This is a genomic window from Mycobacterium sp. NGS67, assembly GCF_059812185.1.
Window position 1 is genome coordinate 58,236 of the sequence record NZ_JCALCF010000008.1, and the last position, 19,412, is coordinate 77,647.

Annotated in this window: 21 protein-coding genes and 4 tRNA genes; 10 read left to right on the top strand and 15 right to left on the bottom strand. The window is 66.0% G+C overall.

From position 1 onward, the window contains the following. Nucleotides 1-130: 130 nt before the first annotated feature. From AC5Y4D_RS09445 to lmeA, 3 genes are all read right to left on the bottom strand, one after another. Nucleotides 131-433, bottom strand: coding sequence for a DUF1416 domain-containing protein (locus AC5Y4D_RS09445; protein ID WP_499943539.1), 303 nt, complete (start codon nucleotides 431-433; stop codon nucleotides 131-133). Between the two features lies 1 nt (nucleotide 434). Continuing rightward, the gene (locus tag AC5Y4D_RS09450; protein WP_500037018.1) at nucleotides 435-1,268 is read right to left on the bottom strand and encodes a sulfurtransferase; all 834 of its coding nucleotides are present in this window, start codon (nucleotides 1,266-1,268) and stop codon (nucleotides 435-437) included. A gap of 348 nt (nucleotides 1,269-1,616) precedes the next feature. Next, the gene (gene lmeA / locus AC5Y4D_RS09455; protein ID WP_500037019.1) at nucleotides 1,617-2,414 is read right to left on the bottom strand and encodes a mannan chain length control protein LmeA; all 798 of its coding nucleotides are present in this window, start codon (nucleotides 2,412-2,414) and stop codon (nucleotides 1,617-1,619) included. Nucleotides 2,415-2,836: 422 nt separating this feature from the next. Here lmeA and AC5Y4D_RS09460 point away from each other — a divergent pair, with 422 nt between their 5' ends. From AC5Y4D_RS09460 to pstB, 5 genes are all read left to right on the top strand, one after another. Continuing rightward, nucleotides 2,837-3,610, top strand: a complete 774-nt coding sequence (locus AC5Y4D_RS09460) for a winged helix-turn-helix transcriptional regulator (RefSeq protein ID WP_500037020.1) — start codon at nucleotides 2,837-2,839, stop codon at nucleotides 3,608-3,610. Then, on the top strand, nucleotides 3,607-4,509 hold the full coding sequence (gene mshD / locus AC5Y4D_RS09465; RefSeq protein ID WP_500037021.1) for a mycothiol synthase: 903 nt from the start codon (nucleotides 3,607-3,609) through the stop codon (nucleotides 4,507-4,509). Before AC5Y4D_RS09460 ends, mshD begins: the two co-directional genes overlap by 4 nt. Before the next feature lie 91 nt (nucleotides 4,510-4,600). Further along, nucleotides 4,601-5,623: a phosphate ABC transporter permease subunit PstC gene (pstC, locus tag AC5Y4D_RS09470; RefSeq protein WP_500037112.1), complete on the top strand. Its 1,023-nt coding sequence runs from the start codon at nucleotides 4,601-4,603 to the stop codon at nucleotides 5,621-5,623. Beyond that, on the top strand, nucleotides 5,620-6,534 hold the full coding sequence (gene pstA / locus AC5Y4D_RS09475) for a phosphate ABC transporter permease PstA (protein WP_500037022.1): 915 nt from the start codon (nucleotides 5,620-5,622) through the stop codon (nucleotides 6,532-6,534). The genes pstC and pstA overlap by 4 nt, the downstream gene beginning before the upstream one ends. A gap of 16 nt (nucleotides 6,535-6,550) precedes the next feature. After that, nucleotides 6,551-7,327 carry a phosphate ABC transporter ATP-binding protein PstB gene (gene pstB / locus AC5Y4D_RS09480; protein ID WP_499943532.1) on the top strand — a complete coding sequence of 259 codons (777 nt, stop codon included), beginning with the start codon at nucleotides 6,551-6,553 and terminating at the stop codon, nucleotides 7,325-7,327. A gap of 5 nt (nucleotides 7,328-7,332) precedes the next feature. Here pstB and phoU read toward each other — a convergent pair whose 3' ends face one another. The 5 genes from phoU to AC5Y4D_RS09505 form a co-directional block, all read right to left on the bottom strand. Further along, entirely contained in the window at nucleotides 7,333-7,971 is a 639-nt protein-coding gene (phoU, locus tag AC5Y4D_RS09485) for a phosphate signaling complex protein PhoU (RefSeq protein WP_499943531.1), read from the bottom strand. A 54-nt stretch (nucleotides 7,972-8,025) separates the two neighbouring features. Beyond that, nucleotides 8,026-10,200 (bottom strand): LCP family protein, encoded by a 2,175-nt coding sequence (locus tag AC5Y4D_RS09490; RefSeq protein ID WP_500037023.1) that lies wholly within the window; start codon nucleotides 10,198-10,200, stop codon nucleotides 8,026-8,028. 147 nt (nucleotides 10,201-10,347) lie between these two features. Next, nucleotides 10,348-11,481, bottom strand: a complete 1,134-nt coding sequence (gene dusB, locus AC5Y4D_RS09495) for a tRNA dihydrouridine synthase DusB (RefSeq protein ID WP_500037024.1) — start codon at nucleotides 11,479-11,481, stop codon at nucleotides 10,348-10,350. 7 nt (nucleotides 11,482-11,488) lie between these two features. Beyond that, nucleotides 11,489-12,511: an acyl-ACP desaturase gene (locus AC5Y4D_RS09500; RefSeq protein ID WP_500037025.1), complete on the bottom strand. Its 1,023-nt coding sequence runs from the start codon at nucleotides 12,509-12,511 to the stop codon at nucleotides 11,489-11,491. 113 nt (nucleotides 12,512-12,624) lie between these two features. Further along, nucleotides 12,625-13,221, bottom strand: a complete 597-nt coding sequence (locus AC5Y4D_RS09505; RefSeq protein ID WP_500037026.1) for a TetR/AcrR family transcriptional regulator — start codon at nucleotides 13,219-13,221, stop codon at nucleotides 12,625-12,627. 66 nt (nucleotides 13,222-13,287) lie between these two features. Between AC5Y4D_RS09505 and AC5Y4D_RS09510 the strand changes: the two genes are divergently transcribed. Then, on the top strand, nucleotides 13,288-14,331 hold the full coding sequence (locus AC5Y4D_RS09510; RefSeq protein WP_500037027.1) for an oxygenase MpaB family protein: 1,044 nt from the start codon (nucleotides 13,288-13,290) through the stop codon (nucleotides 14,329-14,331). A 4-nt stretch (nucleotides 14,332-14,335) separates the two neighbouring features. Here AC5Y4D_RS09510 and AC5Y4D_RS09515 read toward each other — a convergent pair whose 3' ends face one another. From AC5Y4D_RS09515 to AC5Y4D_RS09525, 3 genes are read right to left on the bottom strand one after another with little or no spacing between them, the layout of a single operon-like run. Then, nucleotides 14,336-14,533 (bottom strand): zinc transporter Slc39a7, encoded by a 198-nt coding sequence (locus AC5Y4D_RS09515; protein ID WP_499943525.1) that lies wholly within the window; start codon nucleotides 14,531-14,533, stop codon nucleotides 14,336-14,338. A gap of 10 nt (nucleotides 14,534-14,543) precedes the next feature. Continuing rightward, on the bottom strand, nucleotides 14,544-14,990 hold the full coding sequence (locus tag AC5Y4D_RS09520) for an ArsR/SmtB family transcription factor (RefSeq protein WP_500037028.1): 447 nt from the start codon (nucleotides 14,988-14,990) through the stop codon (nucleotides 14,544-14,546). Between the two features lie 47 nt (nucleotides 14,991-15,037). Then, complete coding sequence (locus AC5Y4D_RS09525; protein WP_500037029.1) at nucleotides 15,038-15,538, bottom strand: nucleoside deaminase; 501 nt, start codon at nucleotides 15,536-15,538, stop codon at nucleotides 15,038-15,040. An 82-nt stretch (nucleotides 15,539-15,620) separates the two neighbouring features. Here AC5Y4D_RS09525 and AC5Y4D_RS09530 point away from each other — a divergent pair, with 82 nt between their 5' ends. Then, a complete protein-coding gene (locus AC5Y4D_RS09530; RefSeq protein ID WP_500037030.1) occupies nucleotides 15,621-16,520 on the top strand; it encodes a class I SAM-dependent methyltransferase in 900 nt (299 codons plus the stop codon). 5 nt (nucleotides 16,521-16,525) lie between these two features. Here AC5Y4D_RS09530 and AC5Y4D_RS09535 read toward each other — a convergent pair whose 3' ends face one another. After that, entirely contained in the window at nucleotides 16,526-17,347 is an 822-nt protein-coding gene (locus tag AC5Y4D_RS09535; protein WP_499943521.1) for a TIGR04255 family protein, read from the bottom strand. A gap of 118 nt (nucleotides 17,348-17,465) precedes the next feature. Then, nucleotides 17,466-17,538: transfer RNA gene (locus tag AC5Y4D_RS09540), tRNA-Lys, on the bottom strand. Nucleotides 17,539-17,685: 147 nt separating this feature from the next. Between AC5Y4D_RS09540 and AC5Y4D_RS09545 the strand changes: the two genes are divergently transcribed. The 3 genes from AC5Y4D_RS09545 to AC5Y4D_RS09555 all read left to right on the top strand — a co-directional run bounded on the left by AC5Y4D_RS09545 (nucleotide 17,686) and on the right by AC5Y4D_RS09555 (nucleotide 17,985). Further along, a tRNA-Glu gene (locus AC5Y4D_RS09545) sits at nucleotides 17,686-17,758 on the top strand. Nucleotides 17,759-17,798: 40 nt separating this feature from the next. Continuing rightward, nucleotides 17,799-17,875, top strand: a tRNA-Asp gene (locus tag AC5Y4D_RS09550). Nucleotides 17,876-17,908: 33 nt separating this feature from the next. Next, nucleotides 17,909-17,985 (top strand) — tRNA-Phe (locus AC5Y4D_RS09555). Between the two features lie 32 nt (nucleotides 17,986-18,017). On the opposite strand, the gene AC5Y4D_RS09560 is transcribed toward AC5Y4D_RS09555, so the two are convergent. After that, nucleotides 18,018-19,175, bottom strand: a complete 1,158-nt coding sequence (locus tag AC5Y4D_RS09560; protein WP_008263933.1) for a tyrosine-type recombinase/integrase — start codon at nucleotides 19,173-19,175, stop codon at nucleotides 18,018-18,020. Further along, on the bottom strand, nucleotides 19,176-19,409 hold the full coding sequence (locus AC5Y4D_RS09565) for a helix-turn-helix transcriptional regulator (protein ID WP_008263943.1): 234 nt from the start codon (nucleotides 19,407-19,409) through the stop codon (nucleotides 19,176-19,178). Between the last annotated feature and the right edge of the window lie 3 nt (nucleotides 19,410-19,412).

The window sequence follows — 19,412 nt, forward strand, 5'->3', positions numbered from 1 at the left end:
TACAGCGCAAACCAGGAGATGACCCCGGTCGCCACGACCAGCATGATCTCGAAGAACAGCACCACGGGGACGAGTCTATTCTCACCTGTTGCTCGGGCTGGTACATCTGGGCGCTGATGTGACCGACCCGTCAGGCGATTTTGATGTCCACCTCGTGGACGCCCGCGCCCGACGGCGCCACCGCGGCGTCTCCATTGCCCAATTTGGACAATGCCCGCAGTGTCCACGATCCCGGCGCGGCGAAGAAGCGGAAGTCACCGGTGGCCGACGCGACGACCTCCGCGGTGAACTCGTCGGAGGAGTCCAACAACCGCACGAACGCGCCGCCGACGGCTTGTCCGTCCCGGTCGACGACGCGACCGGTGATCACCGTTTCCTTCTCCAGGTCGACGCTGGCCGGCAACGTCAGTCCTTGTTTCGGTGCAGAGCACATGTCAGCTTCCCAACTCGATCGGGGCGCCCACCAGGGAGCCGTATTCCGTCCAACTGCCGTCGTAGTTCTTGACGTTCTGGTGTCCGAGCAATTCCTGCAGCACGAACCAGGTGTGCGACGATCGTTCCCCGATTCGACAGTAGGCAATCGTCTCCTTCGAGCCGTCCAGGCCGGCGTCGGCGTACAGCTTGGCCAGCTCGTCGTCGGACTTGAAGGTGCCGTCCTCGTTGGCCGCCTTGCTCCACGGCACGTTGATGGCGCTCGGGACGTGGCCGGGCCGCTGGCTCTGTTCCTGCGGCAGGTGAGCCGGGGCCAGGATCTTGCCGGAGAACTCGTCGGGGGACCGCACGTCGACGAGATTCTTGACGCCGATGGCCGAGATGACCTCGTCCCGGAACGCGCGGATGGTGTTGTCCGGCGCGGACGCGGAGTAGGAGGTGGCCGGTCGGCTGACGGCGTCGCCGGACAGGGGGCGGCCGTCGAGTTCCCACTTCTTGCGGCCACCGTCGAGCAGCTTGACGTTCTGGTGACCGTACAGCTTGAAGTACCAGTACGCGTAGGCCGCGAACCAGTTGTTGTTGCCGCCGTAGAGGATCACGGTGTCGTCGTTGGAGATGCCGCGGTCAGACAGCAGCTTGGAGAACTGCTCGGCGTCGACGAAGTCGCGTTTGACCGGGTCCTGCAGGTCGGTGCGCCAGTCCAGCTTGATCGCGCCCGGGATGTGACCGCCGTCGTAAGCGCTGGTGTCCTCGTCGACCTCGACGAAGACGATGTCTTCGGCATCCAGGTTGCTCTCCGCCCAGTCGGCAGAGACCAGGACGTCGGAGCGTGCCATGGTGGATCCTTTCGATTTCTATTGATGGATTTCGGGCACTACCTGACCGCTTGGCGCGGACGTCCACGCACTCGGGTGGTATCAGTGCTCGACACGGATTTACTCCTAGGTATGCCTGTTGCGCGTAAGGAGACATGCCGCGGTGAGAGCTCCGGGCTGCTCCGAGTGCTGCGCAGAAAGGCGCGGCTACTCAGCAGCTACAGCAACAGCAACAACCCGCGGTGCGGCACAGATCCACTGTGCGGCACTTGGAGAGCAAGAGCTCGGTGCGGGCTGACACGTCGGACAGCTTACCCAATGACACAGTGATGAAGCCAACAACGGCATTACGGCCGCCAACCGGCCGATTCACGACTGTTTGAATTCCACCAGCCGGACGGCGACGTCGTAGGTGATGCCTTCGATGATGACGTCGGAGCCGCGGGCCCCGACGGTGGTCGGTCCCACTCCGAACGGCAACTTCTGGCCGGGCAACCTGCCGCTGAACGCGCGCAGCACGGCCGTCCGCTTGTCGTCCGGGACAACCTGGTCGGCGGTGTTTGGGCCGAGGAGCACGCCGGTGGGGGTGATGACCAGCGTCGCCGAATCATCCGAGGCGATGGACAGGTCTACCGAGACGCTGACCCGGTGATCGAAAGCCGCCGATTTCGGAGTACCGCTGAACACCAGCCCGTGGCTGCCGGATATTCCAGACTCGGTGGTTCCGCCGGTGGCGTCGTTGGACTCCTGGGGCGGCGTCTCCACCATCAGGTCGGTGATGCCCAGATATCGGCCCAGATGCACCGAGTCGATGATGATGCGGCTTTCCAGTTCGCGCACCGGCAGCTTGGCGTCCGGTCTGATCAGCCAGGATGAGTCGGCGAGTCCGATCGAATGCATGGTCGCCTCGAGGGTGGCCCGGCCGACCCCCGGTTGATCGACGCCGCTGGCCTTTATCTCCAGTTCGTTGTAGTGCTGGCGCATCGCCTGCGGGATGAACGGGAAGGCCAGGATGGCCACGAACGGGTCCGATTCCAGGTCGGCGGCTCTGCGGACGGCAGCCGAGAGGCGGTATTCGGCGAAGATGCTCGCGCCGTAGTCGACACTCAACGCGCCGAGCACGACGGCGATCGTCACGGCGGCCGCACCGACCAGGATCCTGCGCACCGAGTCATTGTGACACCGCTCGTCGGCCGTGTTGCTTTGGTCACAACGCCTCGCACGGCTGCGACACCGGCCGAGCCGTCGACAGTCGGGGTGACAATCACCGAGGGTTCGATGATTCGGTGGTGTCGCATCCCGGTTCCAAAGCGCCGTCGCATCCGGCATCGGTCCCGGTAGGGGCGTCGCGCGCCCGGCGCGACAACACCGTCCGGATGGCGGGGGAAGGGAGCGACGCACAGCGCAGCGGCCGCCGTGGCAGGCCGTGCCCGGCAAGCGGCACCGGCGGGTTCCGGCGGTATGGGCCAGGTGCGAAAGACCACGTCGGAAGGCCAAAAGCCACGTTGCACGTTATCGTTAGATGTTCTGGCCGCTAACGTCATGTGTCGCGATGAATCTGGAGGCCTTGCCCACAACGCTGGAGGGGCTTGTTGGAACTACTACTGCTGACCTCGGAGCTGTATTCCGATCCTGTCCTGCCGTCGCTGTCGCTGCTCCCTCATTCCGTGCGGACGGCGCCGGCGGAGGCGTCCTCACTGTTGGAGGCGGGTAACGCCGACGCCGTGCTCGTCGACGCGCGCAACGATCTCTCGGCGGCGCGCGGGCTGTGCCGCCTGCTGAGCACCGCGGGCCGAGCGGTGCCGGTGCTGGCGGTGGTGAGCGAAGGCGGTCTGGTGGCGGTCAGCGCCGACTGGGGTCTGGACGAGATCCTGTTGCCCAGCACCGGACCGGCCGAGATCGATGCCCGGCTGCGGCTGGTAGTGGGGCGCCGCGGAGGTCTGGCCGATCAGGAGAGCATCGGCAAGGTGAGCCTGGGTGAGCTGGTGATCGACGAAGGCACCTACACGGCCCGCTTGCGGGGTCGCCCGCTCGACCTGACCTACAAAGAGTTCGAACTGCTCAAGTACCTGGCGCAGCACGCCGGCCGGGTATTCACCCGCGCGCAGTTGCTGCACGAGGTGTGGGGATACGACTTCTTCGGCGGCACCCGCACCGTCGACGTCCACGTCCGGCGGCTGCGGGCAAAACTCGGATCCGAGCACGAAGCGCTGATCGGCACGGTCCGCAACGTCGGCTACAAGGCGGTGCGACCCGCGCGCGGCCGGGTCGCGGCCACCGAGCCCGACGACGCCGACGCCGAGCCGGAGGTAAACCGCGACGGTGCCCCCGATCCCCTTCCCGACCCGCTGCGCACCCAGTGACGACGCTGGACTGGCGCCCGGTCCTGACCGCCGGCCAGCAGCAGGCTGTCCGCGATATCATCAGTGCCGCAACGGAATTCGATGCGGTGTCGCCCGTCGGTGAACAGGTGCTGCGCGAATTGGCGCACGATCGCACCGAGCACCTGTTGGCTTCCGATGCCGGCGACGCCATTGTCGGCTACCTCAACCTCAGTCCGTCCCGCGAGGACGCCGCCGCGATGGCCGAATTGGTGGTGCACCCCCGGCACCGGCGCCAGGGGATCGGTGCGGCGCTGGCGCGCGCGGCGCTGCACAAGACCGGCCGGGGCAACCAGTTCTGGGCGCATGGCACGCTCGAGTCGGCCACAGCCACCGCGTCGGCTCTGGGTCTGGTCGCCGTTCGGGAACTGTTGCAGATGCGGCGCCCGCTGCGCGATGTCCCCGAGCCGACGATCCCGGACGGGCTGCGGATCCGCACTTACGCCGGCCCGGACGACGATGCCGAACTGTTGCGGGTGAACAACGCCGCGTTCTCCTACCATCCGGAACAGGGTGGCTGGACCGAACGTGAGCTGGACGAGCGGCGCGCCGAGCCGTGGTTCGACCCGGACGGCCTGTTCCTGGCCTTCGAGGATCAGCACGACACCTTGCTGGGTTTCCACTGGACCAAGGTGCATCCGGACCCGGCCGGGTTGGGGGAGGTCTACGTGCTGGGTGTGGATCCTGCGGCGCAGGGCCGGGGCCTGGGTCAGGCGCTGACGTCGATCGGCCTGGCCTCGCTGGCGCGGCGACTGGCCGACCGGCCTGATCCCACGGCGCTGCTCTACGTCGAATCCGACAACAAAGCCGCGGTGCGCACCTATGAGAAGACGGACTTCACCGTCTACAGCGTCGACACGGCCTACGCGGCCGCCGGATAAGGTCGAGGCGCGCCTGGTCACCGCGATCGACGGGTTGCGGTGACATGGCGACCGAGGCTCGGCCGGGCCGCGGTGACGGGGAATTGACGGGATCACAGTGACGCCAGACCCAGCCGACGCAGGCTCGGGCCAGGTCGTCGCCGTGCCGTCGGCCGTCTCGGGCCGCCTGCTCGGCCAATCCGGCCGGCACGTGGGGGATCGGATCTTCCGACGGATTTCGGAGGGTGCCGGTGGGTTGATGGTCGCGCTGATCGCGGCGATCGGCATCTTCCTGCTGTGGCGGGCGGTGCCGGCGCTGGTGCGCAACCGGGAGAACTTCTTCACCTACGGCGGCCGCTGGGTCACCTCCGACGCCGCCGCGATGCGCTTCGGCATCGCCGAACAGCTGCAGGTGACGCTGTTCGTGTCGGTGTTCGCCCTGGTTGTGGCCATGCCGGTGGCGCTGGGCGTGGCGATCTATCTCACCCAGTACGCCCCGCGCAAACTGGCCGCGCCGATGTCGCACACCGTGGATCTGTTGGCCGCGGTGCCGTCCGTCATCTACGGCGTCTGGGGACTGCACGTGCTGGCGCCCGAGCTGCGTCCCCTGGCGATCTGGCTGAATACCCATCTGGGGCACTGGTTTCTGTTCGCCACCGGCAGCGCATCGGTGAGCGACGGCACCATCTTCACCGGCGGGATGGTCTTGGCAGTGATGATCCTGCCGATCGTCACCGCCGTCACCCGCGAAGTGTTCGTGCAGACACCGCAGGACCACATCGAGGCCGCTATGGCGCTCGGCGCCACCCGCTGGGAAGTGGTCAAGACGACCGTCCTTCCGTTCGGCAGATCCGGCTTCGTCAGTGGCGGAATCCTGGGCTTGGGCCGGGCGCTGGGTGAGACGGTCGCGCTGCTGATCATCTTGCGCGGCACCCGGGAGGCATTCGGGTGGTCACTGTTCGACGGCGGCTCCACGTTCGCCACCAAGATCGCCGCCAACGCACCCCAATTCGACAACAAGTACCAGGTCGGCGCGTACATGGCCGCGGGCCTGGTGCTGTTCGCGCTCACCTTCGTGGTCAACGCGCGGGCCCGCCGAGCCGCGACCCGGCCGCACGCCGGGAGAGCGCAATGACCTCGATGCTGGACCGTCCGCTGAAATGGCGGAGGATTTCCGGACTCAGCCGGCGCCGTCGCATCGCCGACACGGCGGCCACCGTGTTGGTCTGCCTGTCGATGGTGATCGCGTTGACATCGCTGCTGTGGGTGTTGTCCTCGGTGCTGCTGCGCGGATTCAAGGCGCTCACCGTGAGCAGTTGGTGGATCAACTCCGAGGAGGGCAGGACGGCCGTCGAGACCGGCGGGGGTGCCTACCACGCGATCGTGGGCACCCTGCTGCTGGGTCTGGTGTGTGCGGTGATCTCTGTTCCATTCGGTGTCCTGGTCGGGATCTACCTGGTCGAATACGGCGGCAGCAGCAGGCTGGCCCGCCTGGTCACGTTCACCGTCGACATCCTGGCCGGCCTTCCTTCGATCGTGGCGGCGTTGTTCGTCTATGCGGTGTGGGTCGCGGTCCTGGGTCTGCGCCGTTCGATATTCGCGGCGGCGTTGGCGCTGGTGTTGCTGATGCTGCCGGTGATCGCCCGGGCGACCGAAGAGATGCTGCGCAGCGTCCCGAAGGACCTGCGTGAAGCCAGCTACGCTCTGGGGGTACCGAAGTGGAGGACCATCACCCGGGTGGTGCTGCCCACCGGTCGCGCCGGCATCTTGACCGGAATCCTGCTGGCGCTCGGTCGGGTACTGGGTGAGACGTCGCCGTTGCTGGTTCTGGTCGGCTATTTCCACGCCACGAATTTCGACGTCTCCAGCGACTACATGGGGACGTTGCCCGGCATGATCTATGACCAGACGACAGCCGGGGCGGGCACCAGTTCAGTCCCGACCGACCGACTGTGGGGTGCCGCGCTGACATTGATCGTGTTGATTGCGATGATCAATATCGGGGCCAGGGTGGTCGCACGGATCTTCGGCCCGAAGAGAACCTAGGCAGGAGCTGTTTTACGTGGCCAAACGGTTGGACCTCAAAGAGGTCAACATCTACTACGGGTCGTTCCACGCGGTCGCCGACGTGTCGCTGTCGGTTCTGCCGCGCAGCGTGACCGCGTTCATCGGCCCGTCCGGCTGCGGCAAGACGACCGTGCTGCGCACGTTGAACCGGATGCATGAGGTCATCCCCGGTGCGCGGGTCCAGGGCAGCGTGCTGCTCGACGACGAGGACATCTACGGCTCGCGCATCGACCCGGTGGGGGTGCGCCGGGCGATCGGGATGGTCTTTCAGCGGCCGAATCCGTTCCCGGCCATGTCGATTCGGGACAACGTGGTGGCCGGCCTGAAGTTGCAGGGCGTGCGTAACCGCAAGCTGCTGGCCGAGACCGCCGAACACTCGCTGCGCGGCGCGAACCTGTGGGACGAGGTGAAGAACCGGTTGGACAGGCCCGGCGGCGGATTGTCCGGCGGGCAACAGCAGCGACTGTGTATCGCGCGTGCCATCGCGGTACAACCCGACGTGCTGCTGATGGACGAGCCCTGTTCGGCGCTGGATCCCATCTCGACCATGGCGATCGAGGAACTGATCAGCGAGTTGAAGCAGGACTACACCATCGTCATCGTGACCCACAACATGCAGCAGGCCGCCCGGGTGAGTGACCAGACCGCGTTCTTCAACTTGGAGGCCACCGGCAAACCGGGTCGCTTGGTCGAGATCGACGACACCGAGAAGATCTTCTCCAACCCGACCCAGAAAGCCACCGAGGACTACATCTCCGGCCGATTCGGCTGAGCGTCCTACATCGTGCCGGTGGCCTGGAAGATGACCCGGCGGGCGACCTCGACCGCGTGGTCGGCGAAACGCTCGTAGAAGCGGCCCAGCAAGGTCACGTCGACTGCGGCCGCCACCCCGTGCTTCCATTCCCGGTCCATCAGCACGCTGAACAGGTGCCGGTGCAAGTCGTCCATCGCGTCGTCTTCTTCGCGGATCCGCGCGGCCTTCTCCGGGTCTCGGGTCTGCAGCACCTCTTGCGCGCTGGTGCCCAATTCGACTGCGACTCTGCCCATTTCGGCGAAGTACCCGTTGACCTCTTCGGGCAGCGCGTGCTGCGGGTGCCGGCGGCGGGCGATCTTGGCGACGTGCAGTGCCAGCGCGCCCATCCGGTCGATGTCCGCCACGATCTGAATCGCGCTCACGATGGACCGGAGATCCCCGGCAACCGGGGCCTGCAGGGCCAACAGGACGAAGGCGCTCTCCTCGGCCTGGGTGCTCAGCGCCGAGATCTGCTCGTGGTCGGTGATCACCTGTTCGGCCAGCACGAGATCGGCTTGCAACAGGGACTGGGTGGCCCGCTCCATCGCCATCCCCGCCAGGCCACACATCTGGCCGAGCCGCTCGGAGAGTTCCGTGAGCTGCTCATGGTAAGCGGTGCGCATGGGTAAAGACTACGTTCTATAACGCCGAATTGTGGTTAAGCACCACGTGGGCGACTACTCGCAGGTGGTGTCGGCCGCATTGGTCACCGTGAGGTCTTCGGGCAGCCTGGTCGGCGTGCTGCCGGAGTTGCGGCTGATCTGCATGCTGACCGAGGATCCGCTGGGCGGCGGGGCGCTCACCGCGCTGAAGTCCGGGCCGATCACCACCTGGACCACCGAACCGATTCCGGTGACCCGTTCCACCCTGGAGTTGCCGAACGCCGCGGCGACCGTCGCGGCAGCCTGTTCGTTGCCGGGCGAGAAGAACACCGTGGTGGCCTTCAGCGTGTTCGGATAGTCGTCGGGTGTCATCACGTTGAAACCGTTGCGCTTGAGCTGGCTGGCTGCGGTGGCCGCCAAACCGGAAGTGCTGGTGCCGTTGGAGACCTGCACGGTGACCTCTTGCGGGGAGGTGGTCACCACCTGCTCGCGGTGCGTCTCGTTGGTCGGGGCCGCCTCGGGCGTCTTCTTGGTGGTCGAGGGTCCCGACGTGGTGCCCGGCGTACGCGAAGTCCCCAGCGTCTGCGCGTTGTGGTCGTTCTCCAACGGCAGGGGATCGTCGTTGATGATGGCCGTGAACAGCGCTTTCATGTCGGCTGTCCGGGGCGGCTCATTGCCGTCCTGGTCGGTGATTCCGGTGGGTACGGTGACGAACGTGACGTGGCCGGCCGCCATGTGCTGCAGGGATCGGCCCAGCTCGACCAGGTCCCTGGTCTTGACGTTGTCGACGTAGCTGTTGGCGATGAACATGTTGACGACGTTGTTGAGCTTGTTGAGGTTCATCAACGTGTCCTCGGAGATCATCGCGCGGAGCAGCGAGGACAGGAACAGCTGCTGACGCTTGATGCGGCCGTAGTCGCCGTTGCTCTCGGTGGTGACCTGGCGCGCGCGGACATAGTTCAGCGCGGTGGGCCCGTCGATGACCTGCCGACCGGCGTGGTCGAGCACGGTGCCCAACTCGTAGTCCCGCAGCGCCGTGGTGCTGCAGACCTCGACGCCGCCGAGCGCCTCGACCATCCGGCCGAACCCGACGAAGTCGATGGCGATGAACCGGTTCACGCTCAACCCGGAGAGTTTCTGGATGACCTTGACCAGACATTTGGGGCCGCCGAAGGAGAACGCCGAGTTCAGCTTGGTCTCGGTGTACACCATGCGCGGACCCGTCTTGCCGGTCTTGGGGTCGTAGATGGGGCCATACTTGCCCGTTTCCGGGTTCCAGGCTTCGCACTGGATCGGGTTGATCGCCAGGTCACGCGGGAACGACACGGCGACCACGCGTTTGCGGTCGGCGGGGATGTTGACCAGCATCACCGTGTCCGACCGGGCACCGCCGGCGTCCTCGGTGTCACCGGCCCCCACGTTGGCGTTGGCCCCCAGCCGCGAGTCCATGCCGACGATCAGGAAATTCTCGTCGCCGTACTGCGCGTTGGGGTCGACGATGTCGGCCGACTGCGGGTCCAGCGCGTTCACGGTGTTGAGCTGATTGTTCTTCGACGCACTCCACTGGTACGCGGCGCCGGTCAACACCAACGACAGCAGCGCGATGATGGCTGCCGCCGAACGTCCGGCGATCATGGCCGGGCGGCGACGGGACCGCCGTTTCGGTTCGCGCGTCTTCGGGGCGCGGTCCTCGGCGGTCTCGGATGCTCGCCGGCGTTGCGTCTTGGCCGCACCCGGCTCGGGTCCGATGGCTTCGTCGTCGGGATCGTGCGGATAGTTGGCCGCCCCGAGATCGGGCAATTCCGAAAGCAGTTGCAGCGAATACGCTGGGATCGGCAGAACCTGCGTGTCGGACAGGTCGTCGGTGAGTTCGGCGGACTCCGGTGCCGGGTCTGCTGCCGGGTGCGCTTCAGGGTCTTCCGGGTCTTCTGGGTCTGCGGATTCGTGGGGCTCCTCCGCGACGTGGTGCGGAGTGGGCCGGTCGGAAACCGTGGCGCCGAGTCTGGCGATCAGTTCGGCGACACTCAGCGGGCCGTCATGGCGAGTGCCGGACTCCTCTGGACGCTCCTCATCGTGGGCATCTTGCGCTTTGGGCGACCACCGGCTCAGATCTTCATCGACCGACGGCGCCGAAAACCGCTCCCACGGCGCGGCGCCTGGCAATGGATGCGGGTTTGCGGTAAGCCGGTCCTCAGTGCCGTCGGAACTGCGCCGAGGACCAGGAGTGGCGCCTGTGTCGCCGTCACTCATGTCTTACCTGGCCTCCGAATGTGCGCGCACGTCAGCGCAGCACTTCAGACAGCGCCGCGCAAAAAAGCAGTAAGGCTCACATCGTACTGATTTCTCGGCCGAGACGCGATTTCAGCAGGGTCTCGGTTCGGCCGCCATCAGCCGCCATCAGCCGCCCGAGTGCATGACGTCGGCGCCCTCGGGCACCCGGCAGTCCTCGGGGTCGTCCAGCCAGCCCTCCGGCAGTGACACCCGTGCCGGTGAGCCTTGCCGGCCGCGCGGACCGTTGCCGGCCGCCGGGAACGGCGCGGCGCCGTCCAGCTGTCCCAGCAGGTCGTCAAGTTCGTCCAACGTCTTCACCAGCGCCAACGACCGACGCAGATCGGATCCGGCCGGGAAGCCGTGCAGGTACCAGCCGATGTGCTTGCGAATGTCGCGCATGCCTTTGTCCTCGCCGAAGTGCGCGGCCAGCAGGGCGCCGTGGCGGCGGACGATGTCGGCCACCTCGCCGAGGTTCGGCGGGACCGGTGCCGGGCTGCCGGTGAACGCGGCCGACAGTTCGGCGAACAGCCAGGGCCGGCCGAGGCAGCCGCGGCCGATAACCACGCCGTCGCACCCGGTGGCGGCCATCATGGCCAGCGCATCGCTGGCGTCGTAGATGTCGCCGTTTCCCAGCACCGGGATGGTCCGTACCTGCTCCTTCAACCGAGCGATCTGGTCCCAGTCGGCGGTACCCGAATAACGTTGCGCGGCAGTACGCGCATGCAGGGCGACCGCGGCCGCGCCCTCGGCTTCGGCGATCCGGCCGGCGTCCAGATGGGTGTGATGCTCGTCGTCGATGCCGATGCGGAACTTGACCGTCACCGGGATGTCGGTGCCCTCGGTGGCGCGCACGGCGGCGGCCACGATCTGGCCGAACAGCCGCCGCTTGAACGGCAGGGCCGCCCCGCCGCCGCGCCGGGTCACCTTGGGCACTGGACAGCCAAAGTTCATGTCGATGTGGTCGGCCAGTCCCTCGTCGGCGATCATCCTGGCCGCGTCGTAGGTGGTGTCCGGGTCGACGGTGTAGAGCTGCAGCGAGCGTGGGGATTCGTCCGGGGCGAACGTGGTCATGTGCATGGTGACCGGGTGGCGCTCGACAAGCGCCCGCGCCGTCACCATCTCGCACACGTAGAGACCGCTGACCGTGCCGACCTTGGACAGCTCCTGCTCGCGACACAGCGTGCGAAAGGCGGTGTTCGTCACGCCGGCCATCGGGGCCAGCACCACCGGGCTGGCCAGCTCGATGGGTCCGATGCGCACCGGCCGGCTACCGCCCGCTCATGGTCAGCGTGCCGGTGGTCTGGTGCAGCTCGAAGGCCGTGGTCCGCTTACCGGTACGGGCCTCCCGATCGAGTTGGCGCTGCTTGGACACCTCGAACTTGTCGCAGGACTGCTCGAGTTCCTTGATCAGCAGCGCCAGGTCGTCCCGCATCGCCGCAGCTTCGCCGGTGAAGTCGTCGCGCTCGAAGATACGCCACTTCTTGAGTACCGGCATGACGACCTCGTCGAGGTGGATGCGCGGGTCGTAGACGCCGCCGACGGCGATGAACACCGCCTTGCGACGGAACTCCGGCACCTGGAATCCGGGCATCTGGAAGTTGCGCAGCACCTTGTGCAGCGACCTCATCGCCTGGTTGGGCGCGGCGGCGAAACCGGCCTCGCTGACGTCGCGGTAGAAGATCATGTGCAGGTTCTCGTCGGCCGAGATCTTGGCCAGCAGCTGATCCGCGACGGTCTCGTTGCACGCCTTGCCGGTGTTGCGGTGCGAGATCCGCGTCGCCAGCTCCTGGAAGGTCACGTAGATGACCGAGTCGAACAGGCTCTCGGCGAACAGATCTTCGCGCACCTGGTGGTTCTGGCCCGGGCTGAACCCCCGATTGACCACCTCCATGCGCAGTCTTTCCAGTTCGACGGGATCGACCGCGCGGGTCACCACGAGGTAGTCGCGCAGCGCGATCCCGTGCCGGTTCTCCTCCGCGGTCCAGCGGTTGACCCAGTGACCCCAGGCCCCGTCCAGGCCGAAGTTCATCGCGATCTCGCGGTGGTAGGACGGCAGATTGTCCTCAGTCATCAGGTTCTGCACCATCGCCACCTGGGCGAGGTCGGAGAGCTTACTTTCCTCGGGATGCCATTCCTGGCCGCCGAGGGCGTAGAAGTTCTTGCCGTCCGACCACGGGATGTAGTCGTGCGGGTTCCAGTTCTTGTGCATCTTCTCGTGCCGGTTGATGTACGTCTCGACCACCGGTTCGAGTTCTTGCAAAAGCTGCAGGTTGGTCAGCTCCGCTGACATGACGCCTCCAGTTATCTGTGTCGTCGGGTTGCAGTCAATATATCTGTGCCTATCAGTAGCATCAAGTTTCGCCGACGGTGTGGCGCATCACGGCGAGGTCACATTCAGCGGGTTCAGGCGAGCGTCGCGTAGCTGGCCGCCGTGCTGAGCAGCATGTCGACGCAGTAGTCGATGAACTGTTCGCGACTGGCGCCCAGCTGCCCGGTCAAGTAGGCCGTGAACAGGCCGGTGAGGGCGCCGATCAGGCTGGTGGCGACCAGTTTCTGGACGACCGGGTCGGCGATGCGGGACAGCTTGCGTTGCAGCAGATCGATGAAGGTGGGCATCCATGCCGCACCGGACTGGGTCAGCGTCGGTTCGACCGCGGGTGCCAGCAACAGCACCCGTCCGCGCACCGGATCGTCGACCATCAGGGCGACAAAGCGCTCGACGGCTTCCCGCGGTGTCTTGGCCGACGTCAGCGCGTCCATGGCGCGGGTGCAGACGTCGTCGTAGACCGCCCGGACGAATTGTTCGCGATCGGTGAAACTCTCGTAGAAGTAGCGTTCGGTGAGGTCGGCGTGACGACAGGCGGCGCGCACCGTGAGCGCCGGGCCATGCTCCCCGCCCAGCAACTCGACGCCGGCGGCGACGAATCGGTCTCGGCGCAGGGCGTGGCGGTCTTCCAGGGGGACGCCCGACCAGCGGCCCCGCCGTTGACTGCCCTGCACTTCGCTCCTAAGATCGATTCTGACAACGTGTGTGGTCAGAATTGCTGACAACCGAGGATTTCACCAGTGACCCAAGATACGTCCGCTGCCTGCCCGCATACCAGCGGCAATTCCGAGCCCAGCGAAGTGACCCCACCTGCGCCATCCGACGGCGTGGCCACCGGGTGCCCGGTGTCGTCGCCGGGTTACGAAGCGCCCCCGGTGCCGCTCGGCCCGCAGTCTCTGACGTGGAAGTACTTCGGCGACTGGCGCGGCATCCTGCAAGGTCCGTTCGCGGGCTCCATGCAGAACATGCACCCGCAGTTGGGCGCTGCCGTCCAGGATCACTCGACCTTCTTCCGGGAGCCCCTGCCGCGGGTGATGCGGTCGCTGTACCCGATCGGCGGGGTGGTGTTCGACGGTGACCGGGCCCCTCAGACGGGTGCCGAGGTGCGTGACTACCACACCGACATCAAGGGCGTCGATGAGGAGGGCCGTCGCTACCACGCCCTGAACCCCGACGTCTTCTACTGGGCGCACAGCACGTTCTTCATGGGCACCATCCTGGTGGCCGAACGGTTCGGCGGCGGGCTGACCGAAGCGCAGAAGCGACAACTCTTCGACGAACACGTCCAGTGGTATCGGATGTACGGCATGAGCATGCGGCCGGTGCCGCAGTCCTGGGAGGAATTCCAGGACTACTGGGATCACATGTGCCGTGAGGTATTAGAGGACAACTACGCGACGCGGGCCGTGCTGGACCTGACCTTGTACGACAAGCTGCCGATCGCGCCCTGGCTGCCGAAATGGTTGTGGGGCGGCCTGACCAGGCTGTCGCGGCCTCTGTTCGTCTGGCTGACGGTCGGCTTCTACCACCCGGCGGTCCGGGAGCGGCTCGGCTTCACCTGGTCACGGCGCGACGAATGGCTGCACCGGCGCTTCGGCAACCTGGTCTGGCTGGTCTTCTCGTGCGTGCCGCCCCGGTACCGCAAGCACCCGCGGGCCCGGGCCGGCCTCGACCGCGCCTCCGGCCGCATCGCCGCGGATGCGCCGCTGCCGCAGACGGCGGCACGCAACCTTCCCCCGCTGGACGAGCGGGGCGACCCGAAGCACTACTGCCCGAACGTCTGATCCCTCAGTGCGCGTGACTGTGCACGTCATCCAGTCCGGACTGGTGCACGTGCTCATGGGTGTGCTCGGTGCCGTCGTCGTGTGAGTGCGGGTGCTCGTGGGTCACATGCTCGTGGTCGTGAGCGGTGTGCTCGTGGGTATGCGTGACGTCGCCGTGCTGGTGTTCGTGCGTGTGCGGCTGGTCATGGCTGTGTTCTGACATTTCTTGCTCCTTACTTACGCGCCGAGTGTGAATCTCTCGACGCTGAATCCGCGTGTCGCGTCGCAGGATTCACAGTCGGCGGGTGAACCCCGTCCCCCACGGCGTGCAGACCGCCGTCGCCGCGGTGATGGCGCGGGACTCCGGGTCCGGCGTGCTCGGCGTTGTAGACCGCGTCGATGACGAGCTGACGCACGTGGTCGTTCTCCAGGCTGTAGAAGATCGTGGTGCCCTCGCGGCGGGTGCGGACCAGTCGCGCCATGCGCAGCTTGGCCAGGTGCTGCGACACCGACGGCGCGGGCTTGCCCACGTGCTCGGCGAGCTCGTTCACCGACCTTTCGTGATTCGCCAGCGACCACAGCACCTGTACCCGGGTGGTGTCGGCGAGCATCCGGAAGATCTCGACCACCAGCGCAGCCTGGTCATCGGGAAGCCGCAGAGGTCTATTATCTGCATGCATACGCAGATAATAGTTCCACGGGATTGCACGGTGTCAATGCCCGACGGTCAGCCGGTCGGTACGACGGTCGCGGTGCGTTGGCCGCCGTTGCGTTCCTGCCAGAACCGGTAGACGTCGACGGCATCCGGGCGGGCCTCGTAGCGCATGGGCAACCGACGGTCCCGCCAGTCCTTGGCGAACTCGTCGTAGAAGGTGGCGAGCTCGAAGTATCTACGGTCGTCGACGTAGTGCGGTTCGTACTCGTCGCGCGAGGTCAGGAACACCACCTCGTCGGGGGAGCAGTAATACAGCGAGCCCAGGCACATCGGGCACGGGTGGGCCAGCACGTAGATGGTGGTGCCGACGAGATGCTCGGTGCCCAGTTTCGTGCACGCGTCGCGGATGGCGAGTATCTCGGCGTGCGCGGTCGGGTCGTTGGTCTGAGCGACTTGGTTGGCGCTCTCGGCCAGCACTTCGCCGTCCTTGACGATCACCGTCGCGAACGGGCGGCCGCCTTCGGCGACGTTGCGGCGAGCGAGGTCGATGGTGCGTTGGGCGAAGTCGGTCACAGGTCGCAGGGTAGTCCGAGAGGACACAGCCGAAGCTGTGATATTAACTAGATTGTCTATATTTTTTGCTGTTGGGAGTTGGATGGTGCGTACCGATCGGGATCGATGGGACCTTGCTACGAGCGTCGGCGCGACAGCCACCATGGTGGCCGCGCAACGGGCCCTTTCGTCTGAACATGGATACATCGAGGATCCGTATGCCGCGCCGCTGGTGCGCGCGGTAGGTATTGACGTCTACGTCCGGTTGGTGAACGGGGAGATCCCGGTCACCGAAGAGTCCGAGTTCGAACCCGAGCGGATGGCCAAAGGCATGGCCTGCCGTACCAGGTTCTATGACCAGTTCTTCCTGGACGCCACCCGCGGCGGTATCGGCCAGGTCGTCATCCTGGCGTCCGGTCTGGACGCGCGCGCCTACCGACTTCCGTGGCCGGCGGGCACCGTCGTCTACGAAGTCGACATGCCCGAGGTGATCGAGTTCAAGACCGAAACCCTGGGCGAACTGGGCGCCGAGCCGACCGCCGAGCGCCGGACCGTCTCGGTGGACCTGCGCGACGACTGGGCGTCCGCGTTGCGCGCTGCGGGGTTCGACACCGAGGCGCCGTCGGCGTGGAGCGCGGAAGGGCTGCTGGTCTATCTGCCCGACGACGCCCAGGATGCGCTGTTCGACAACATCACCGCGTTGAGCGCCCCTGGCAGCCGGTTGGCCTTCGAGTTCGTTCCCGACACCCGGATCTTCCAGGATCCGCGCTGGCGCGAGCATCACGACCGGATGGCTGAACTCGGCTTCGAGGTCGACTTCAACGACCTCGTCTACCACGCCGAGCGCAGCCACATCCTGGACCACTTGTCCGGGGAGGGCTGGCAGACGTCGTCGCACACCACCAAGGAACTGCACGCAGCCAACGGCTTTGCCTACCCTGACGACGAACTCGCGGAAGCATTCGCCGACGTGACCTACAGCAGCGCGGTGCGCGAGGGGTAGCCGGACTACTGGCTGTTGCGGAGCAGCTCGTCCTTGAGGCGCGTGGTCAGCATGTCCTGGAAAACCGTCTGCGCCGGTGCGTACAGATCCCGGTAGGTCGAGACCAGCGCTTCTCGGTTGTACTCCGGAATCGTGCCGGTGGGCGGTGTCCAGAAGCTGTCGATGTCCATCAGGAAGAACTGGCCCGTCCCGGCGGGGGTGACCCTGCGCAGGTGGTACTGGGCGTCGAGCGCCTGGCCCACTCCCGGTCCGTACCGGACGATCAGCGACTTGCCCGGCTGCGCCTCGCGGTAGACGGCCGCGCCCTGCCACTCGGTCAGGGTCAGGCCGCCGGGAGCCAGACGCTGCGGGCCGAGCAGGCTCTCGTCGATCCAGTTCGTCCATTCGATGCGGCCGTCGACGCCCGCAGGAACCCGGATCTCCAACACGTAGCGCAGGCCGATGCGCTCGATGCCCACCAGGTTGGTGACCGAGGAGCGCGCGTCAACCACGCGCATCGCGATGTCCAGGAAGGTGTCGAAGTTGGTGTACGCGGTCGTCTCGACGACGATCGCCTGGTTCTTCAGCGATGCGGCGGTGGTGTTCTCGCGGTTGGAGTAGCGGACGAAGCGATCTTGGACGGGTTGCGGTGGCTGCCCCGGGGCGGTCATGCCCCACTGGACGTCCTGGGCCGCACGTTCGATCGGCAGGTCGGCGATGAGTCGTTGCTTGAGTTCTCGGGCTGTCGACTCGGTGAGGGCTTCGGTTGCGGGGTGACGGATCTCCAGTGTCACCAGGGCTACGGGGGCGTTGGGTTGGACCTCAGCGGGATTCACGTCCGGAAGCATAGCCGCGAGCATAACCAAGCGGGTGCGAATGAAAACGGAGCATTCGATTTCCGGGGCAGCCGTGCGGCGTTGGCACCCAACCGATGCCAAGAGGGCCCTCGAATGATGTGATGACCGGTGCCCCCACCAGGGCTCGAACCTGGGACCTGCGGATTAAAAGTCCGTAGCTCTACCGACTGAGCTATAGGGGCGTGGACACACAGGATACTGCGTAGCCGTCGACCGGTCGTTTGAGGATCCGGGACGGCCTCGTTTGAGGATTAGGCCCGGGGTGCCCTAAGCTGACTTGGCTCCCAACGTTGAATTCGTTGCGAGTGCCCCGGAGAGATTCGGTTCTGGCCCCCTTCGTCTAGCGGCCTAGGACGCCGCCCTTTCAAGGCGGTAGCGCGGGTTCGAATCCCGTAGGGGGTACTTGCGACGCATCAGTGTGGAGCAAGTAGCAGCACAGCAAGGCCCTGTGGCGCAGTTGGTTAGCGCGCCGCCCTGTCACGGCGGAGGTCGCGGGTTCGAGTCCCGTCAGGGTCGCCAGCACGGCGAGGCACACACTGCCTGCCGGCTTCCGGCCAGGTAGCTCAGTCGGTACGAGCGTCCGCCTGAAAAGCGGAAGGTCGGCGGTTCGATCCCGCCCCTGGCCACCAGTCTTGAGCTGCACGGACGCGGTGATGGCACTCTATGGATGGTTCGGTGTGTCCGGTTCCTGTCCGTTCGCCCGGTTTTTGGCGACGTCCTGAAGCCGGTCGAGATTCGTGGCTACGTGGTCGAGTTCGTCTGAATAGAGGTCGCTGTAGATGTTCGCGGTGACGGTCGGCGTCGAGTGCCCCATCGTCTTCTGGACGTAGCGGAGGTCGGCGCCGGAGGCCCGGGCCAGGCTGGCGTAGGTGTGGCGCAGGTCGTGAATCGTCAGCGGCACCAGTCCGGTTTTCTTTAGGGCTTCGTTCCAGTCGGTATGCCGGCGCCAGTTGTTTGATCTGAGGAACCCGCCATTTGGCGAGGTGATTGCATGTTCTGTGGGCGCGCGATTATCGATCCTTGGTTTGAGCGCGTCGATGACGATTTGGGGGAGTGGGACGGTTCGGGCGGCGGCGCGAGTTTTTGGCGGCCCGACGATGATCCGGCCTTCCACTTCTGGCGCGGCCTGGCGGACATAGAGCCGACGCGCAGTTAGGTCGATGTCGCCGACCCGCAGGCCGACGAGTTCGGACCAGCGCAGGCCGGTGAAGGCGAGGATGATCACCACGTCGCCGTGGTCGCCGCATGCGGCTGCCAGGGCGGCGACTTCGGTGGCGGTCAGATAGCGGTGGCGTTCTCGGGTGGGTATCCGCCCGGATGACACCCCGTCAGCCGGGTTGCTGTGGATTCGACCGTCCTCGCGCGCCATGTCGAGAATCGACCGCAGCAGCCGCAGCGTGGCGAGTTTGGCCCAGGGACCGACGGTCATGGAATCGATGAATTGCTGTATATCCTTTCGGCTGATTTCATCAACCGGGACGTGGCCGAAACGCGGACTGATGCGTAGTTCCCAATGCTGGGTGTAGCCGCTCCAGGTCTTGGGCGACACTGCGGGGCGTTTCAACGCGCTGTATTGCGTCCAGACAGCGGCGAGTTTGGCCCGGCCAAGTCGGGGGTCGAAGCGTCTGGCGCCGATCGCCGCTTCGCCATCCCGGTCGGCCTTGAATGCCCGCGCTTCTCGCAAGGTGGCGAACGTCGACGACGTCTCAGCCCATCCCGACGGGGAGTCTGAATCACGCACCAGGTAGCGCACTTGATAGCGCGGCAGACCGGCCGAATTGATCCGCTTTCGGATACCGCGCGGGACCGATCCGGCCACTTAGCGACGCACCTTACGAAGCCATGCGCGGACTTCAGCTGCGTCCCAACGTCTTACGCGATCAGATAGCGTGTAGCAGGGCGGTCCCACGTCTGCGCCGTGTTCGCGCAATGCGCCCCATCGACTCACCGTCGCAGCGGACACGCCAAGCAGCTCGGCCACCTGCTCCGCTGTTAGAAGCTCTGGAAAGGTCGCTGTCGCGGTGGCGCTGGTTTTGATGCCGAGGGTTGTCATGCC

Coding starts and splice junctions, on each gene's coding strand:
- AC5Y4D_RS09445 (WP_499943539.1), bottom strand. CDS start 433: ATGTGCTCTGCACCGAAACAAGGACTGACGTTGCCGGCCAGCGTCGAC.
- AC5Y4D_RS09450 (WP_500037018.1), bottom strand. CDS start 1,268: ATGGCACGCTCCGACGTCCTGGTCTCTGCCGACTGGGCGGAGAGCAAC.
- pstA (WP_500037022.1), top strand. CDS start 5,620: ATGACCTCGATGCTGGACCGTCCGCTGAAATGGCGGAGGATTTCCGGA.
- phoU (WP_499943531.1), bottom strand. CDS start 7,971: ATGCGCACCGCTTACCATGAGCAGCTCACGGAACTCTCCGAGCGGCTC.
- AC5Y4D_RS09490 (WP_500037023.1), bottom strand. CDS start 10,200: ATGAGTGACGGCGACACAGGCGCCACTCCTGGTCCTCGGCGCAGTTCC.
- AC5Y4D_RS09500 (WP_500037025.1), bottom strand. CDS start 12,511: ATGTCAGCGGAGCTGACCAACCTGCAGCTTTTGCAAGAACTCGAACCG.
- AC5Y4D_RS09515 (WP_499943525.1), bottom strand. CDS start 14,533: ATGTCAGAACACAGCCATGACCAGCCGCACACGCACGAACACCAGCAC.
- AC5Y4D_RS09520 (WP_500037028.1), bottom strand. CDS start 14,990: ATGCATGCAGATAATAGACCTCTGCGGCTTCCCGATGACCAGGCTGCG.
- AC5Y4D_RS09530 (WP_500037030.1), top strand. CDS start 15,621: ATGGTGCGTACCGATCGGGATCGATGGGACCTTGCTACGAGCGTCGGC.
- AC5Y4D_RS09535 (WP_499943521.1), bottom strand. CDS start 17,347: ATGCTTCCGGACGTGAATCCCGCTGAGGTCCAACCCAACGCCCCCGTA.
- AC5Y4D_RS09565 (WP_008263943.1), bottom strand. CDS start 19,409: ATGACAACCCTCGGCATCAAAACCAGCGCCACCGCGACAGCGACCTTT.